19 protein-coding genes and 3 tRNA genes are annotated in these 16,237 nt (G+C 65.1%); 8 read left to right on the plus strand and 14 right to left on the minus strand.

The window, feature by feature from the left end:
- Position 1: 1 nt before the first annotated feature.
- Positions 2-310, minus strand: coding sequence for a hypothetical protein (locus WA965_RS14105; RefSeq protein WP_526447659.1), 309 nt, complete (start codon positions 308-310; stop codon positions 2-4).
- Positions 311-510: 200 nt separating this feature from the next.
- Positions 511-1,131 (minus strand): TetR/AcrR family transcriptional regulator, encoded by a 621-nt coding sequence (locus tag WA965_RS14110; RefSeq protein ID WP_526447661.1) that lies wholly within the window; start codon positions 1,129-1,131, stop codon positions 511-513.
- A gap of 92 nt (positions 1,132-1,223) precedes the next feature.
- Between WA965_RS14110 and WA965_RS14115 the strand changes: the two genes are divergently transcribed.
- The 5 genes from WA965_RS14115 to WA965_RS14135 all read left to right on the plus strand — a co-directional run bounded on the left by WA965_RS14115 (position 1,224) and on the right by WA965_RS14135 (position 6,581).
- Positions 1,224-2,222 carry an oxygenase MpaB family protein gene (locus WA965_RS14115; protein ID WP_526296940.1) on the plus strand — a complete coding sequence of 333 codons (999 nt, stop codon included), beginning with the start codon at positions 1,224-1,226 and terminating at the stop codon, positions 2,220-2,222.
- 66 nt (positions 2,223-2,288) lie between these two features.
- Entirely contained in the window at positions 2,289-3,647 is a 1,359-nt protein-coding gene (locus WA965_RS14120) for an ABC1 kinase family protein (RefSeq protein ID WP_526296938.1), read from the plus strand.
- Between the two features lie 7 nt (positions 3,648-3,654).
- The gene (locus WA965_RS14125; protein WP_526296936.1) at positions 3,655-4,563 is read left to right on the plus strand and encodes an alpha/beta fold hydrolase; all 909 of its coding nucleotides are present in this window, start codon (positions 3,655-3,657) and stop codon (positions 4,561-4,563) included.
- Between the two features lie 111 nt (positions 4,564-4,674).
- Positions 4,675-5,547, plus strand: coding sequence for a cyclopropane mycolic acid synthase family methyltransferase (locus WA965_RS14130; protein ID WP_526296934.1), 873 nt, complete (start codon positions 4,675-4,677; stop codon positions 5,545-5,547).
- A 137-nt stretch (positions 5,548-5,684) separates the two neighbouring features.
- Positions 5,685-6,581 (plus strand): cyclopropane mycolic acid synthase family methyltransferase, encoded by an 897-nt coding sequence (locus WA965_RS14135; RefSeq protein WP_526296932.1) that lies wholly within the window; start codon positions 5,685-5,687, stop codon positions 6,579-6,581.
- A 67-nt stretch (positions 6,582-6,648) separates the two neighbouring features.
- On the opposite strand, the gene WA965_RS14140 is transcribed toward WA965_RS14135, so the two are convergent.
- From WA965_RS14140 to WA965_RS14195, 12 genes are all read right to left on the minus strand, one after another.
- A complete protein-coding gene (locus WA965_RS14140; RefSeq protein ID WP_526447663.1) occupies positions 6,649-8,226 on the minus strand; it encodes a PE-PPE domain-containing protein in 1,578 nt (525 codons plus the stop codon).
- Between the two features lie 528 nt (positions 8,227-8,754).
- Complete coding sequence (gene rplA, locus WA965_RS14145; RefSeq protein ID WP_526296928.1) at positions 8,755-9,462, minus strand: 50S ribosomal protein L1; 708 nt, start codon at positions 9,460-9,462, stop codon at positions 8,755-8,757.
- A 141-nt stretch (positions 9,463-9,603) separates the two neighbouring features.
- Positions 9,604-10,035, minus strand: a complete 432-nt coding sequence (gene rplK / locus WA965_RS14150) for a 50S ribosomal protein L11 (RefSeq protein WP_178358711.1) — start codon at positions 10,033-10,035, stop codon at positions 9,604-9,606.
- A gap of 42 nt (positions 10,036-10,077) precedes the next feature.
- Positions 10,078-10,875, minus strand: a complete 798-nt coding sequence (gene nusG, locus WA965_RS14155; protein ID WP_526296926.1) for a transcription termination/antitermination protein NusG — start codon at positions 10,873-10,875, stop codon at positions 10,078-10,080.
- 49 nt (positions 10,876-10,924) lie between these two features.
- Entirely contained in the window at positions 10,925-11,374 is a 450-nt protein-coding gene (gene secE / locus WA965_RS14160) for a preprotein translocase subunit SecE (RefSeq protein WP_526296924.1), read from the minus strand.
- A gap of 76 nt (positions 11,375-11,450) precedes the next feature.
- A tRNA-Trp gene (locus WA965_RS14165) sits at positions 11,451-11,523 on the minus strand.
- Positions 11,524-11,674: 151 nt separating this feature from the next.
- Positions 11,675-12,184, minus strand: a complete 510-nt coding sequence (gene hadC / locus WA965_RS14170; protein WP_526296922.1) for a (3R)-hydroxyacyl-ACP dehydratase subunit HadC — start codon at positions 12,182-12,184, stop codon at positions 11,675-11,677.
- 12 nt (positions 12,185-12,196) lie between these two features.
- Positions 12,197-12,625, minus strand: a complete 429-nt coding sequence (gene hadB, locus WA965_RS14175; RefSeq protein WP_178358974.1) for a (3R)-hydroxyacyl-ACP dehydratase subunit HadB — start codon at positions 12,623-12,625, stop codon at positions 12,197-12,199.
- Positions 12,612-13,091, minus strand: a complete 480-nt coding sequence (hadA, locus tag WA965_RS14180; protein WP_526296920.1) for a (3R)-hydroxyacyl-ACP dehydratase subunit HadA — start codon at positions 13,089-13,091, stop codon at positions 12,612-12,614. The genes hadB and hadA overlap by 14 nt, the downstream gene beginning before the upstream one ends.
- A 67-nt stretch (positions 13,092-13,158) precedes the next feature.
- Positions 13,159-13,326 carry a 50S ribosomal protein L33 gene (gene rpmG / locus WA965_RS14185; protein WP_003929651.1) on the minus strand — a complete coding sequence of 56 codons (168 nt, stop codon included), beginning with the start codon at positions 13,324-13,326 and terminating at the stop codon, positions 13,159-13,161.
- Positions 13,327-13,377: 51 nt separating this feature from the next.
- Positions 13,378-13,451, minus strand: a tRNA-Met gene (locus WA965_RS14190).
- A gap of 39 nt (positions 13,452-13,490) precedes the next feature.
- Positions 13,491-13,563 (minus strand) — tRNA-Thr (locus tag WA965_RS14195).
- Between the two features lie 158 nt (positions 13,564-13,721).
- On the opposite strand from WA965_RS14195, the gene WA965_RS14200 reads away from it, so the two are divergent.
- The 3 genes from WA965_RS14200 to WA965_RS14210 form a co-directional block, all read left to right on the plus strand.
- Entirely contained in the window at positions 13,722-14,438 is a 717-nt protein-coding gene (locus WA965_RS14200) for an MBL fold metallo-hydrolase (RefSeq protein WP_526293986.1), read from the plus strand.
- Positions 14,439-14,535: 97 nt separating this feature from the next.
- Complete coding sequence (locus WA965_RS14205) at positions 14,536-15,372, plus strand: DUF4352 domain-containing protein (protein ID WP_526293987.1); 837 nt, start codon at positions 14,536-14,538, stop codon at positions 15,370-15,372.
- A gap of 148 nt (positions 15,373-15,520) precedes the next feature.
- Positions 15,521-16,237 (plus strand): phospholipase effector Tle1 domain-containing protein (locus WA965_RS14210; RefSeq protein ID WP_526447665.1); only part of this gene is annotated, 717 nt, incomplete at its 3' end.

Here is a 16,237-nt window from a genome sequence, read left to right on the forward strand (position 1 = left end):
GTTACTTGACGTCGACGAAGTAGACGTTGCCGGTGGTTTCGAGAACGCGGCGGTCGCCCTGGGCGTCCCAGACGTACTCGGTGATCGGCAGGCCCTGGCGGACACCGACGACCTCGGCGCTCGACAGTGCGGTGGAGCCCTGGCGGTTGACCACGACGCGGTTGCCGTCGGCTTCCAGTGAGCTGATGGTGTCGGTGGCCGAGCCTCCAGCGGGGGCGGCGGCAGCCGGTGCGGCCAGGCCCACGAGGGCGGCGGCGAATCCTGCGACAGCGGCGGTGGTGGCGGTGACGGTGGCGGTGGTGTTCTTCATTTTCTGCTCTTCCCTATGTGTGGTTCGTGTTGGTTCTGACCGGTCCAACCGCGCCCCCACACCGTTCATTTCCCCTGGCAGCAATTGAGCGCCCCCTGGCAGAAACCCACCCCCAACCCCCGCCGAAACGGTATTCCACGCGCCACAAACCCACGAAAGACCGCACAGAACGCAATCTCGGCGAACAAGGAACGGGCGAGTCAGCGGAGCACGAACTGCAGCGCGTAATCCACCACGACATCGAGGTCGTCGCCGAGATGCCCGGCCAGCCACTGCTGGGCCAACTCGGCCATCGCGCCGGTGTACATCGCCGCGCCGACCACCGCGGCGATCGGGTCGGTGCCCGGATGCAGTCGCCAGCCCTCGGTCAGCACGCCTTCGCGAAGCTGATCCTGCGTCGCCGCCCGCCGTACCGCGAGCGCCGGGTTGGCGCGCGCATCGGTGAACAGCACCCGGCCGCGACGTGGATCGGCGGAACTGAAGTCGAGCACCGCGGCGATGCCGGCCCGGGTACGTCCCCGCAGCGAGCCATCCGCCCGGGCCATGGCGTTGCCGACGGCCTCTCCGAGTTCGGCGCTGACCCGGTCGTAGACGGCGCCCAGCAGGTCGTCGGTATCGCTGAAGCTCTCATAGAAGTACCGGGTGTTCAGCCCGCACTCGCGGGATACCGAGCGCACCGACAGCGCGGCCTCACCACCGTCGCCGAAGAGCCTGAATGCGGCGTCGACCAGCAGCGCGCGCCGCTCCGCGCGACGGTCGGTCAAAGACACCCCTGCCCACCGGGTCGGGGTTGCCGTCGAATCGGCTCCAGCGCTGGACATCGACCCAGCCTAAGCCGCTTCGGATCACTTCTGGTCACAACCGTGCCCAAACTGTATTCTGGGCACACCCGTGACCACTCTTGGAGGCCTTGATGTTCCTGCCGCATCAGATCGTCGGACAACTGCTGAACAAGCGGTTCGATCAGGACGCGCGCCGGCACTTCTTCCGCGGCATGGAGTTCGCCGAACCGGTGGGCGATCCCGGCTGGTTCGGGCCGGACAGCGCGGTGTGGCATGTGCACTCCCATATGCACTCCCTGGTGTTCGGCTTGCAGTGCGCCGCCTACATCGAACGGCTCGACCCGTCGATCTACTGGATGGGAGTGCACCACTCGCGGCTGGTCACGCAGGAATCGCGGGAAGCCGCGATGCCGCAGATCGATCCGAAGGGGGCCGCGGTGCGCCTCGGCCACTCGGTGGCGTTTTTCATCGGCACCGCCTACGGCTCGACCGCAACCGCCGAACGCCTCGCATTGGCGGTCCGTTCGATGCACCACACCATCAAGGGCACCCGGCCGGACGGCGCCCGCTACGACGCCGACGATCCCGAATGGTTGCGGTGGAACTACGCGACGGTGGTGTGGGGCATCGCCACGGCGCACCAGCTTTACCATCCACAACCGTTGCGCGGCAAGGATATCGACCGCTACTACGGGGAGTTCGTGCGTGTCGGGCACGCCCTCGGGGGAACAGACCTGCCGACCACAAAGCAGGAGACGCTGGACTGCCTGGAGTCCTACCTGCCCAAACTGGCCCTCACCTACGGCGCCGCGATGGCGACCGGACCCAACCTGCCGTTGGCGCAGAGCGCGCTCAACTGGGCCGTCCGCGACACGATGCCACGATGGGCCAAAGGGCTCATCCAGCATCGTGACCCCCACATCATCGAGCGCACCGCCCGTCGTGCGATGGTGTGGTCGATCATCAACGGGATCCACATCGCGTCCGGCCCCGTGCCCGAGTTCGAACAGGCGAAAGCCCGCGTCGCCGACGGCATCGATCCGGCATTGGCGCCACACACCGTGCCGACCCACAAGCCGGGCAGCGACCCGGTGCGCACCCGTACCGAGCTCGAGGACGCCTTCGCCTGATCACAGCAACTGTGACCGGGGGCACACCTTTTTTCGCGCTTCCACAGATTTTGAGACACTGCAGCTATGAGCCCTACCCGAAAGACACAGCACCGCGAGGTTGCCAAGCTCGACCGGGTGCCGCTGCCTGTCGAGGCAGCCCGCGTCGGAGCCACCGGATGGCAGGTGACGCGCACCGGCGCGCGCGTGGTCTCCAAGCTCACCGGCCGGGGGTCGCTGCAGCAGAAGATCGTCAAGCAGATCCCGCAGACCTTCGCCGACCTCGGCCCCACCTACGTCAAGTTCGGGCAGATCATCGCGTCCAGCCCGGGGGCATTCGGCGAACCGCTGAGCCGCGAGTTCCGCAGCCTGCTCGACCGGGTGCCGCCCGCGGACCCCGACGCCGTGCACAAGTTGTTCCACGAGGATCTCGGCGACGACCCGAAGAACCTGTTCAAGTCGTTCGACGGGAAGCCGTTCGCCTCGGCGTCGATCGCGCAGGTGCACTACGCCACGCTGCACTCCGGCGAAGAGGTCGTGGTCAAGATCCAGCGGCCCGGTATCCGTCGCCGAGTGGCCGCCGATCTGCAGATCCTCAAGCGCGGCGCGCGGCTCGTCGAGTTCGTGAAGCTCGGTCAGCGGCTGTCCGCCCAGGACGTCGTCGCGGACTTCGCCGACAACCTCGCCGAAGAACTCGACTTCCGGCTCGAGGCGCAGTCGATGGACGCGTGGCTGGCGCACATGCACGCCTCCCCGCTGGGCAAGAACATCCGGGTGCCGCAGGTGTACTGGGATCTGACCAGCGAGCGGGTGCTGACGATGGAGCGCATCACCGGTGTGCGCATCGACGACGTCGCCGCGATCCGCAAGAAGGGGTTGGACGGCACCGAGCTGGTCAAGGCGCTGCTGTTCAGCCTGTTCGAAGGCGGGCTGCGCCACGGCCTGTTCCACGGCGATCTGCACGCGGGCAACCTCTATGTCGACGACGACGGCAAGATCGTGTTCTTCGACTTCGGGATCATGGGCCGCATCGATCCGCGCACGCGGTGGCTGCTCCGCGAGTTGGTGCATGCGCTGCTGGTGACGAAGGACCACGCCACGGCGGGCAAGATCGTCGTGATGATGGGCGCGGTCGGCACCGTCAAACCCGAGGCGCAGGCCGCCCAGGACCTGGAGAAGTTCGCCACCCCGCTGACGATGACGTCCCTGGGAGACCTGAGCTACGCCGAGATCGGCAAGCAACTGTCGACGCTGGCCGAGGCCTACGACGTCAAGCTGCCCCGTGAGCTGGTCCTCATCGGCAAGCAGTTCCTCTACGTCGAGCGCTACATGAAGTTGCTGGCCCCGCGCTGGCAGATGATGAGCGATCCGCAGCTCACCGGATACTTCGCCAACTTCATGGTGGAGATCAGCCGCGAGCACAAGAACTCCGCGCTGGAGGTCTGAGCCAACCGTGGAGGTCAGGGAAGGCAAGGCGGGCTTGGGCGGGGATCTCAAGATCCACTACGAGGACATGGGCAACCCCGACGACCCGGCGGTACTACTGGTCATGGGACTCGGGGCGCAGCTGGTGCTCTGGCGCGAGGAGTTCTGCCGCAAGCTGGTGGACCAGGGTCTGCGAGTGATCCGCTTCGACAACCGTGATGCCGGATTGTCCAGCCATTTCGACGGCCAGCGCACAAAGGGCTCGCAGGTCGGCAACATGCTCCGATCGTTGGTGGGCTTCAAGAGCCCGTCGGTCTACACGCTCGAGGACATGGCCGACGACGCCGCGGGACTGCTCGACCATCTGGGCATCGACAGGGCGCACGTCGTCGGCGCCTCGATGGGCGGCATGATCGCCCAGGTCTTCGCGGCGCGCCATGCCGCGCGCACCCGGGCCTTGGGGGTGATCTTCTCGTCGAACAACCAGGCGCTACTGCCCCCTCCGGGGCCCCAGCAGCTGCTCGCCATCGTCACCGGCCCGTCGCCCAATTCGCCTCGTGAGGTCATCGTCGAAAACTCGATCCGGGTGAGCAGGATCATCGGCAGTCCCGGTTATCCGTCCTCGGACGAGACACTGCGCGCGGATGCAATTGCGCTCTACGACAGGGCTTTCAATCCCCACGGCATCGCCCGGCAGTTCAATGCGATCACCGGTAGCGGCAGCCTGCTGCACTACGACAAGCAGATCACCGCACCCACGGTCGTCATCCACGGCAGAGCCGACAAGTTGATGCGGCCGTCCGGTGGACGGGCGATTGCGCGCGCGATCACTGGGGCCCGGCTGGTGCTCTTCGACGGCATGGGTCACGAGCTTCCCGAACCGCTCTGGGACGACATCGTCGGCGAGCTGACGACCACCTTCGCCGAGGTGGCCTGACTCACACGTCAAATCGGGCGCCCCGAAATGCACGTAGCATGCCAGACGGGCACATGACCGCCGTTTCAGAAGAACCTCTTCGGGCAGTGCCCTCAAGGAACGTCTGACACCATGGCTTCGACAAAACGCAATCTCAAACCGCATTTCGAAGACGTCCAGGCGCACTACGACTTGTCCGACGAGTTCTTCAGGTTGTTCCTGGATCCGTCGCAGACGTACAGCTGTGCGTACTTCGAGCGCGACGACATGACCTTGGAAGAAGCCCAGCTGGCCAAGGTGGATCTGGCGCTGGGCAAACTCGGCCTGCAGCCGGGGATGACGTTGCTCGACATCGGCTGCGGCTGGGGTTCCACGATGATGCGGGCGGTCGAGAAGTACGACGTCAACGTTATCGGCCTGACCCTGAGCGAAAACCAGAAGGCCCATGTGGAGAAGGTGTTCGCCGCCTCCGACAGTCCTCGCGACAAGAAAGTCCTGCTGCAGGGCTGGGAGCAGTTCGACCAGCCCGTCGACCGCATCGTGTCGATCGGCGCTTTCGAGCACTTCGGCCGGGACCGCTGGGACGATTTCTTCGCGATGGCCTACAAGGTGCTTCCGGACGACGGCGTGATGCTGCTGCACACCATCACCGCGCTGACGCTGCCGGATATGGCCGAACGCGGGATGCCACTCACCATCTCGGTCGCCAAGTTCGTCAAATTCATCCTGACGGAGATCTTCCCGGGCGGATATCTGCCGACCATCGAGCTGGTGGGTGAGCATGCCGCAAAGCCGGGGTTCGAACTGACCCGCACACAGTCGCTGCAGCCGCACTACGCGCGCACGCTGGACCTGTGGGCGGCCGCGCTGGAGGCCAAGAAAGACGAGGCCATCGCCGTGCAGTCCGAAGAGGTCTACGACCGGTACATGCATTACCTGACCGGCTGCGCGGACGGATTCCGGATCGGGTACATCGACGTCAATCAGTTCACGCTCGCCAAGTAGGGGCAGCGCGTCCGGGATTGGGTCGGCGGCCTACCAAAACGCTAGGGTTGACGCTTCAGAGCGCGTGTTTGCAGAAAGTCGGGGCGCGCTTTCGGTACGGTCTCTCCACATCGTCAGCACAGCGGAGCAAGGAAAACATGTCTGATCAATCCACCGGCACCAAGGATATGACGCCTCATTTCGAGGACATCCAGGCTCATTACGACCTGTCCGACGATTTTTTCGGCGTCTTCCAGGATCCGACGCGTAAGTACAGCTGCGCGTTCTTCACCGGACCCAACGTCACGCTGTCCGAGGCACAGATCGCCAACGTCGACCAGCACCTGGACCGGTTGGACCTCAAGCCCGGCATGACGCTGCTCGAGGTCGGCTGCGGCTGGGGCCTGACCCTGCAGCGCGCGATGGAGAAGTACGACGTCAACGTCATCGGCCTGACCCTGAGCAAGAACCAGCAGGCCTACTGCAATCAGCTGCTGAGCAAGGTCGATTCCGAGCGCAGCTTCGACGTGCGACTGGAGGGCTGGGAGCAGTTCCACAGCCCCGTGGACCGGATCGTGTCGATCGAGGCGTTCGAGCACTTCGGCAAGGACCGCTGGGACGACTTCTTCAAGACCTGCTACGACATCCTTCCCGAGGACGGCCGGATGACGATCCAGAGCAGCGTCGGCTACCACCCTTACGACCTCGCCGAGCGCGGCAAGAAGCTGACGTTCGAGCTGGCGCGGTTCGTGAAGTTCATGATCACCGAGATCTTCCCGGGCGGTCGGGTGCCGACCACCCAGATGATGGTCGAGCATGGCGAGAAGGCCGGCTTCGTGGTCCCCGAGACGATGTCGCTGCGCAATCACTACATCAAGACGCTGGGCATCTGGTCGAGCCGGCTGGAGGCCGCCAAGGACGAGGCGATCGCCGCCACCGACGAGGAGAACTACAACCGGTACATGAAGTACCTGACCGGCTGCCAGTACTACTTCATCGACGAGGCCATCGACGTCAGCCTGGTCACCTACCTGAAGCAGGGCGCCGCCGCCTGACGCACCGGCGCCGGAAGCTTTGAAGAATCCCCCGCGAGCCTGATCGCGGGGGATTCTTCACGTCAGCTCATGCCGCGGCTGGAGTGTCGCTCTCGCCGGTGTCCTCGTCCGAGGTGTCCTCGTTCTCCGTGACGTCCTCTTCGGTGGCCTCCTCTTCAGCGACATCCTCTTCGGTGACGTCCTCATCGGTGGCGTCCGCTTCGGTGACGTCGTCATCGGTGACGTCGTCATCCAGCCGCTTGTCCTCGTCCCCGGGGACCGGATCCTCGGTCACGACGTCTTGCGTGGTGACATCGTCGAGTTCGGCCTCCCCACGGGCGGACTCGGTATCGTCCACCGTCACCGCATCGGCCTCGACACCGTCGCCGCGTTCGTCCTCGGCAGTCGGCGCCACGATTCGCTCGGCATCCTCGTTCGTCGTCGGATCTGACGTCGGAGCGAGGTCGTCCTGCTCGGACATCCGCTGTTGTGTCGCCGCCGCGCCGATGCCGAAGTTGCCGAGGAACGCCTCGACGCCCTCGGCGGCGGCCACCGCGAGGTCGACACCCACCTTGATCCAGTTCTGGAAGATCTTGAACGGCAGGATCGTCGAACCTCGGGACACCCCGGGATCACCGGACCAGTCGAAACCGAGGTCGACCATCACCTTCAGCACCGGTTCGACCAGATCGATGAACGGCTTGGCCAGAGACCCGAGACCTATCGAGTCCGTCAGCGATCGAACCAGATCCGTCAACGGCAGCGTCGTGGCCGGAATCATGATGTAGGTGTTGCCGTAGCTGTCCGTGCGACAGTTCGCCGGGCTCAGGTCACAATTCAGCTGCGGCGCCAGTGTGCCGGGGGTGTAGCCGTAGGGCAGGACCGCGGACTCATCCTCGCCGTTGGGCGACAGGTAATACCCGTGCACGGTGTCGAAGGCGGCGACCATGTTGAGCACCGCGAGCAGGTTCCCCCAGTAGCGGGGTGCGTAGACCACCGGATCGTACTCGAAACCGATTGTGGTGCTGACGATTCCGGTGTCCACCGGCATGCCCGGCTCGAACGACAGGTCGAGGATCGGGATCGGCTCGCCGAGCAGATATCGCAGCCATGCCAACCGCTGCCACAGGCCGCCGTCGGGATTCTCGATGCCGCCGATCGTGACGACCTTCAACCGGTCCTTCACGTCGTCGGACAAATCCAGACCCGCGAGGTACTCCATGGTCTGGGCGACGACATCGCCTCCCTGGGAGTACCCGAAGATGAAGACGTTCTCGGTGGAGGTGTCATCGAGGAACGGCGCCAGCGCGGCGATCAGATTGTCGGTTCCCTCGCCGACGGAGACGTCCCACTTCTCGCAGCGACCGGCGACGCACCAGTCGGGCAGGAAGGACATCGGCCAGAACGACGCCGGGTAGTCGATGCCGACCAGGTCCGGATCAGCGCAGTCGACGGCGTCGGTGCACGCGACGCCGTCGATGTACCAGTTCCATACGTTCTCGCGGTAGTCGCTGACGACATTGGCGTTGGGTGTCCCGGTGCCTGGCACGATCAGCGCGGTGGCGCCGAGTGCCACCGCCCCCATGAAGGCCGACACGATGCCCAAGCACATCGCGGCCAGCAGGGACGTGACGACAAGCACCAGCGCACGGGCCTGATTACGCATGCGCCCACGATCACATATCCCGGCGACCGCAGACCGGCAAACCAGCAAACTCGTCGGCATCGGCGATGAGCGCCCCTGAAGTGTTTGCCATCAAAAATAATGAGTTTGCGCAGCCACGCGGCAGATCGTGGGCGAGCACCTCGGACTGGGGTCGAAAATCGGCGGAAACCCGTCCGCACAACGCTTTCGCCCACAAATATCTCCGATGAGTCCACCCACGGCCCCGTCGGGTGTTATGTTGCTGCCGGAGTGCTTCTCGGCCACCACATCGAAGTCGGATGGGGGACGCGGCGTCGAACTTCCGGGTTGAAGCAGAACCACCGTTCGTGGGGGGCGGTGGCATCGGCCGAACCGGACGTATGCGGTGACCGAGGAGCGCTCCAAAATCGTTTGAGGACACAAGAATCCCCGCACCGATGGGTGCGGGGATTCTTGTCTGTATCTGGCGGCCTACTCCTCCACGAGAATGGTCGGATCCGGCCTGGCGGCCTACTCCTCGCCGAGGATGGTCGGATCCGGCCTGGCGGCCTACTCCTCCACGAGGTTCCGGGTCACCGCCGGGTCCACCGCGATACCCGGTCCGGTGGTGGTCGAGACGACGACCTTCTTCAGGTAGCGCCCCTTCGACGACGACGGCTTGGCGCGCAGGATCTCGTCGAGCGCGGCACCGTAGTTCTCGACCAGCGACTTCTCGTCGAACGACGCCTTGCCGATCACGAAGTGCAGATTGGCCTGCTTGTCGACGCGGAAGTTGATCTTGCCGCCCTTGATGTCCGACACGGCCTTGGCCACGTCCGGGGTGACAGTGCCGGTCTTCGGGTTCGGCATCAGGCCACGCGGGCCGAGGATGCGGGCGATACGACCGACTTTGGCCATCTGGTCCGGCGTCGCGATCGCGGCGTCGAAGTCCAGGAAACCGCCCTGGATCTTCTCGATCAGGTCGTCGCTGCCGACGATGTCAGCGCCCGCGGCTTCGGCGGCCTCGGCCTTGTCACCGACGGCGAACACCGCCACGCGAGCGGTCTTACCGGTGCCGTGTGGCAGGTTCACGGTGCCACGCACCATCTGATCGGCCTTACGCGGATCAACACCGAGTCGGATCGCCACCTCGACGGTCGCATCCTGCTTCTTCGACGACGTCTCCTTGGCCAGCTTCGCAGCCTCCAGGGGCGTGTACAACTGCTCGCGGTCGATCTTCTCGGCGGCTTCGCGGTATGCCTTGCTGTTCTTGCTCATTGGTATCTCCTGTTCAGAAGTTGTGGTCAGCGGGCCGTAGCTGGCCCTCCCACGGGATCATTGAGTCGAGACTGCGCTCACGGCGGTCCACACTCGGACTTTGTCGCCCTCAGTGCAGTCTCAACGGTGGATCACGCCGAATTATTCGACGGTGATCCCCATCGACCGGGCGGTCCCGGCGATGATCTTGGCGGCCTGATCGATGTCGTTGGCGTTCAGGTCTTCCTTCTTGGTCTCGGCGATCTCGCGCACCTGATCCCAGGACACCTTGGCGACCTTGGTCTTGTGCGGCTCGCCGGACCCCTTCGCCACGCCTGCCGCCTTGAGCAGCAGCTTCGCCGCGGGCGGCGTCTTCAGCGCAAACGTGAAGGTGCGGTCCTCGTAGACCGAGATCTCCACGGGGATGACGTTGCCACGCTGCGACTCGGTCGCGGCGTTGTACGCCTTGCAGAATTCCATGATGTTGACGCCGTGCTGACCGAGCGCGGGACCAACCGGCGGGGCGGGGTTGGCCTGCCCGGCCTGGATCTGCAGCTTGATCAGCCCGACGACCTTTTTCTTCTTCGGGGCCATGCTCTGTGGTGTTCCTTTTCTTTACGTGGGCACGAGTGCCGGTTAGATCTTGGCGACCTGGGTGAAGGTCAGTTCGACGGGTGTCTCGCGGCCGAAGATGGACACCAGCACCTTGAGCTTCTGCTGTTCGGCGTTGACTTCGCTGATCGACGCCGGCAGCGTCGCGAACGGGCCGTCCATGACGGTGACCGACTCGCCGACCTCGAAGTCGACCAGGATCTCCGGACGCTCGAGGCCGCCGGTCTCCGCGGCAGCGGCCGCACCGGACGTGCTCTTGGCCGGCTTCTTGGCTGCAGCGGGCGGCAGCAGGAACTTGACGACGTCGTCGAGCGACAGCGGCGACGGACGCGAGGTGGCTCCGACGAATCCCGTCACGCCGGGGGTGTTACGCACCGCGCCCCAGGACTCGTCGTTGAGCTCCATGCGAACCAGGATGTAACCCGGCAGCACCTTGCGGTTGACCTGCTTGCGCTGGCCGTTCTTGATCTCGGTGACCTCTTCGGTGGGCACCTCGACCTGGAAGATGTAGTCGCCGACATCGAGGTTCTGCACGCGCGTCTCGAGGTTGGCCTTCACCTTGTTCTCGTAACCGGCGTAGGAGTGGATGACGTACCACTCGCCCGGCTTGAGGCGCAGCTCCTTCTTGAGCGCGACGGCAGGATCTTCGTCCTCGTCAGCAACCTCAGCGGAGTCAGCAGCCTCGGCGGAGTCGGCAGCCTCAGCGGTCGCGGCGTCCTCGTCGGTCCCCTCGGCCTCCGAAGCGACCTCGGCGTTGGCCTCGTCGACCTCGATGGTGTCGACGGTGTCACCCGAAGGCGTTTCGCCGTCGAAGCTTGTCACGTGTAGTCCTCTCTCAATTTCACTGTCGGTGTTCGCCAACCCACCCGGGTCAGCCGAACACCATCATCACGAGCCGGCCGAGACCCAGGTCGGTGAACCCGATCAACGTCACCATGAACACCAGGAAGATCAGCACGACGGTCGTGTAGGTGACCATCTGCTTGCGGTTCGGCCAGATGACCTTGCGCAGCTCGCCGATGACTTCCTGCAGGTAGTTCAGGATGAAGGCGAACGGGTTGCGTGACGGTCCGTCCTTGGGCTTCTTGGCGGTCTTCTTGGTGCCGCCGCCGCCCTTGTCGCCGTCGTCGCCGCCCGAACTGTCCGTATCGGGCGCATCGTCGGTGTCTTCGGCGTCCGTCTCGGGTGCCGCACCGCGACGCGACCGCTTGCCGGTGGGGCGCAGCGGTCGTGTCACAACCGCCGTCTGGCCCCCGGTGTCACCGCTGTCAGTGTTGGCGCCAGTGTCTGCGGAGCCGGCACCTTCGCGCTCGTCGCTCACCGCATGCCTTCCTTCTTCTGATCGGGTCCCTCGTGGCTACACCTTCCAGTGTCCACACTTGTCGAGTATTCAGTTGCAGGGGCGACAGGACTTGAACCTGCAACCTGCGGTTTTGGAGACCGCTGCTCTGCCAGTTGAGCTACGCCCCTTCATAGCGGGTCAGGGGCCCACACAATTCGCGCGCTCTCCGTTCGATCGATCAAAGCCGACGGACAGCGCGCTCAACTGGGAAAACCCCGAGGACCGATTGTAGCCCTCACCCCGGCGGAGTTACTAATCCGGGGGCACGCCGCGGGCGGGCTATTCGACCGTGGCGATACGGACGACCTGGCCGATCTCCGGATCCCACTTCACCGAGATCGAGTTGTCGCCCTCATGCCCCATCAGGGTCGTGTACGACTCCATCACGACCTCGCCGTCCGGGCGGGCGACCACGTTGCGCGTGGTGACGATGTCGGCGCCGAAGCGCTCGTCGACCGTCTGGACGTACAGCGTGCCCGTCAGTTCGTCGCCGGCCTTGATCGGATTGTGGAACAGGAACTTCTGGTCGACCTGGACGATCTGCATGGTTTCCATGCCGACGTCGTTGTGCTGGAAGAAGTGGTTCTGGATCATCACCGCGAAGATCGCCATGAAGGTTGGCGGAGCGACGATGCTGCTGTGACCGAGTTCGGTGGCGGCATCTTCGTCATGTGAGGCAGGGTCGAGGGCCTTGACCGCTTTAGCGTACTGACGCACCTGTTCGCGGCCGACCACGTAGGTGTCGGGGTACTTCCAGACCACCCCGCGGATGTCCATCTTGAGAGCCATGGTCGAAGCCGCCTACGCCAGCGTCGCGATCGCGACGGCACGGCCGAAGATCTTCTTTCCGCCGGAGGTCGCGCTCAACGCGATGGTGACCGACTTCTTCTCCGTATCAACAGATTTCACCCGACCGTTGAAGACGATCTCAGCGCCCTTGCCGTCGTTGGGCACCGGCACCACGGCGGTGAACCGCACGTTGTACTCGGTGACGGCGCCGGGGTCGCCCACCCACGACGTGACGTACCCGCCGCCCAGACCCATCGTGAGCATGCCGTGCGCGATCGCGGTGTCCAGGCCGACCTGCTTGGCGATCTCGTCGTCCCAGTGGATCGGGTTGAGGTCACCGGACACACCCGCGTAGTTGACCAGGTCAGCCCTGGTCAGGGGGATGGTCTTCTCGGGAAGCTGATCGCCGACCTTGACCGAACTGAACTCACGCAGTGCCATCGCTGAAGCCACTCTCTCCGTCTTCTTCGCTACGTCCCGCAAGGGTGGTGTAGGTCTCCTGGACCACGTCGCCGTTCTCGGTGCTGACGATGTTCTTGGTGACAATGATGTCGGTGCCGTGCGCTTTGCGCAGCGAGTCGATCCACACGTCGCAGTACAGCCTGTCGCCGGCCTTGATGGGCTTGACGAACTTGACAATCTGATCGACCTGGACGATCTGCGCGTCGGAGATGGCGATGCCGACCGCGTCGAACATCGCGACCTGCGCCTGGTAACCGAACACCGAGATGAACGTCAGCGGCGCCAGCAGCGCGTCGTAGCCGAGTTCGGCGGCGGCCTTCTCCTCGAAGAACGCCGCGTCCTCGTTCTTGACTGCGACGGCGTACTCGCGGATCTTCTCGCGGCCGACCACGTAATGGTCCGGGTAGCGGAAGTGCGACCCGACATAACCGTCCAAGAACGACACGAGTGTTGAACCTACCTAGTCAACCTGAATAACCGTGAATCGACGCACTCGGCCCGCGTCGGATCGCTCAGCGCGACTCTTTGTGAGCCTGGTGCTTGCCGCAGTTCGGGCAGAACTTCTTGATCTCGAGCCGGTCGGGATCGTTGCGACGGTTCTTCTTGGTGATGTAGTTACGGTGCTTGCACACCTCGCATGCCAAAGTGATCTTCGGCCGTACGTCTGTACTGGACGCCACGTCAGGTGCCTCTTCCTAAATCTACGAACTCGGTCTTCCACGTCGTACTTGTAGCGGTGGGGGGACTCGATCCCCCGACCTCACGATTATGAGTCGTGCGCTCTAACCAGCTGAGCTACACCGCCCCGATGGGCACGGGCCGGCGTACCGCTCCCGAACCACCGAGCCCCCTAACGGAATCGAACCGTTGACCTTTTCCTTACCATGGAAACGCTCTACCGACTGAGCTAAGGGGGCGCTGCTACCTTGCTTGTGGATCTGAGGTCCACCGCCGAGCGATGGGCCTTAAAGAGGGTACATTCTCACCGATAGCGGCGCCAAACCGCTGGTCACTGCTGGACCATGGACGACCCTGAGCGCGGTCTCCACGTTACCGAGTGCATACGCTGATCCTCATGGCCGATTCAGACCGCCTCTACTTCAAGCAGCTGCTGGCGGGCCGCGACTTCGCGACCGACGACATGATCGCCCAGCAGATGCGCAACTTCGCCTACCTCATCGGAGACCGGCAGACCGGCGACACCGTGGTGGTGGACCCCGCCTACGCGGCCCAGGATCTGGTCGACGCGCTGGAGTCCGACGGCATGCACCTGTCGGGTGTGCTGGTCACCCACCACCACCCCGACCACATCGGCGGTTCGATGATGGGATTCGAACTCAAGGGCCTGGCCGAACTGCTCGACCGCGTCAGCGTGCCGGTTCACGTCAACACCCATGAGGCGGAATGGGTTTCACGTGTCACCGGAATCGCACCCAGCGAGCTGACGTCTCATCAGCATGGCGACAAGGTCAGCGTCGGCGAGATCGAGATCGAGCTGCTGCACACTCCCGGCCACACCCCCGGCAGCCAGTGTTTCCTCCTGGACGGCCGCCTGGTCGCCGGTGACACCCTCTTCCTCGAAGGTTGCGGCCGCACCGACTTCCCCGGCGGCAACGTCGACGAGATGTTCCACAGCCTGCAGGCGCTGGCACAGTTGCCCGGTGATCCGACGGTCTTCCCCGGGCACTGGTACTCCGCCGAGCCGAGCGCGTCGTTGTCCGACGTCCGCCATACCAACTACGTCTACCGGGCGAGCAATCTGGACCAGTGGCGCATGCTGATGGGCGGCTGACCACCCGGCTACCCCGGTTTTCCTCGATCAACGCGCAGGTCATGGGATAATCGGCCGGTGCTCGGCCCCGCGGGCGCTAAACGGAGGACGCACCGCGATGACAACACCGCAAACGCCCGCAGGGTGGTATTCCGACCCCGACGGATCCGGCGGCCAGCGGTATTGGGACGGCCAGGCGTGGACCGAACACCGCGCCCCCGCACCGCAGATTCCGCCACCCCCACCTCCCCCAGCAGCGGCTGCGGAACCCGAACATGCCGGCGCCCACCGTGCCCTCGAGGGTGCGCCGGTAGCCCCGGTCGGCGGAGACCACCGACAGCTGCTCGTCCGCTATCTGTCGGTATGCGCGGCCCTGCTGGCCGTGCTGGTCGCGGTGGCGGTCTACGCGGCGTTCTTCGCCGACGACGGTTCGGTCAGCATCGACGCAACCGATACAACCGATGATCCGACGACATCCGAGACCGCGCCGGCGACCACCACCGAGGGCGGCGGCGGCTGGGGTGACGGACCGACCGAAACCTCCGCCGAGGCGACGACGGCGGCACCACCACCGGCCGAGACCGGCGATGTCGTCGACGGAGCCCTGGCGTTCACGGTGCACGGCACCGAGGTCGGATCGACCGTCGTCTCCGCCGACCTTCCGGTCGAGAAGACCGCCGCGGGTGAGTACATCGTCGTGCACATGACGGTGACCAACGTCAGCGATGCACCGGCGACGTTCCTGGGCACATTCCAGAAGCTCAAGGCGGGTGGCGCGGTGTACTCGATCGATGACGAGGCGACGTTCTACACCGGCGGGGCGCTCGCCGAGCTGAACCCGGGGGATCAGGCGGACGTCTCGGTCGCGTTCGACGTGCCCACCGGAACCACACCCGAGTCCATCGAGCTGCACGCGGACCCGATCAGCCCCGGCGTCGAGGTGCCGCTCTCCTAGCTAATGCTGTCGACCGGGTGACGCACAGCTGCTGATTGCAGGTAAGAGCCGCAGAGTTCCGAGAACCGACGGCAAAGCGAAGACACCGCGCCACGATTCTGGCAAACTCATCAGACAGCGCTGTCACCCACTCACGTCGGGGGTCTTCGTGAAGAACATCGCGCTGTTTTTCGGCCACGCCCGCGACCGCTCCAGGCCGTCGGAGGTGACCAACACATCGGCTCTGCGCGCGCTGATGCGCTCCGACGACCACCAGGTCGTCTGGTCCCCTGTGGGCCCTCCGCCCGCGGACCGGTATCGCTTCGCCGTCCGAGGGCGGCACTCCGCGGCGCTCGACGTCGCCCGCACGTCGGTGATCGAGGCCTACGAGTTCCTCGTCCAGCGGTGGGTGCCCGGCGATCGGCTCTTCCTGTTCGGCGGCGGCCGCGGCGCCTCCTGCGCGCGGGCACTCACCCGACTGCTGGGCACGGTCGGAGTCCTGCGCGGACCCGATGTCGGCGGGTGGCCCGCCACAGACTTCACGCAGTACGTGTTGTCGACGTGCGCCATGCCGCGCACCCGCCGCAGCCCGTCGGACTGGCAGCGCCTCGGGACGCTGGTGGAACAGCTCACCGGGTGCGGTGACATCGCGGTCGACGTCGACTTCCTGGGCCTGTGGGACACGATCGGGGTGCCGGGAGTGCCACCGCCCGGCCGGCCCGACCCGCTGACCAACGTCATCGTCGCGCGTCACGCCGTCGCCATCGACGGCGGTTACGGGCCGTTCGGCGCGCAATCCCTCTGCCCGGCGGCCGGCGGTGTCGAGGAGGTCTGGTTCCGTGGCAGCCACCGTGATGTCGTCGGCGGGCGGGGGGCGCGCGTGGCA

The sequence above is a fragment of the Mycobacterium sp. genome, assembly GCF_049683935.1.
GTDB lineage: Bacteria > Actinomycetota > Actinomycetes > Mycobacteriales > Mycobacteriaceae > Mycobacterium.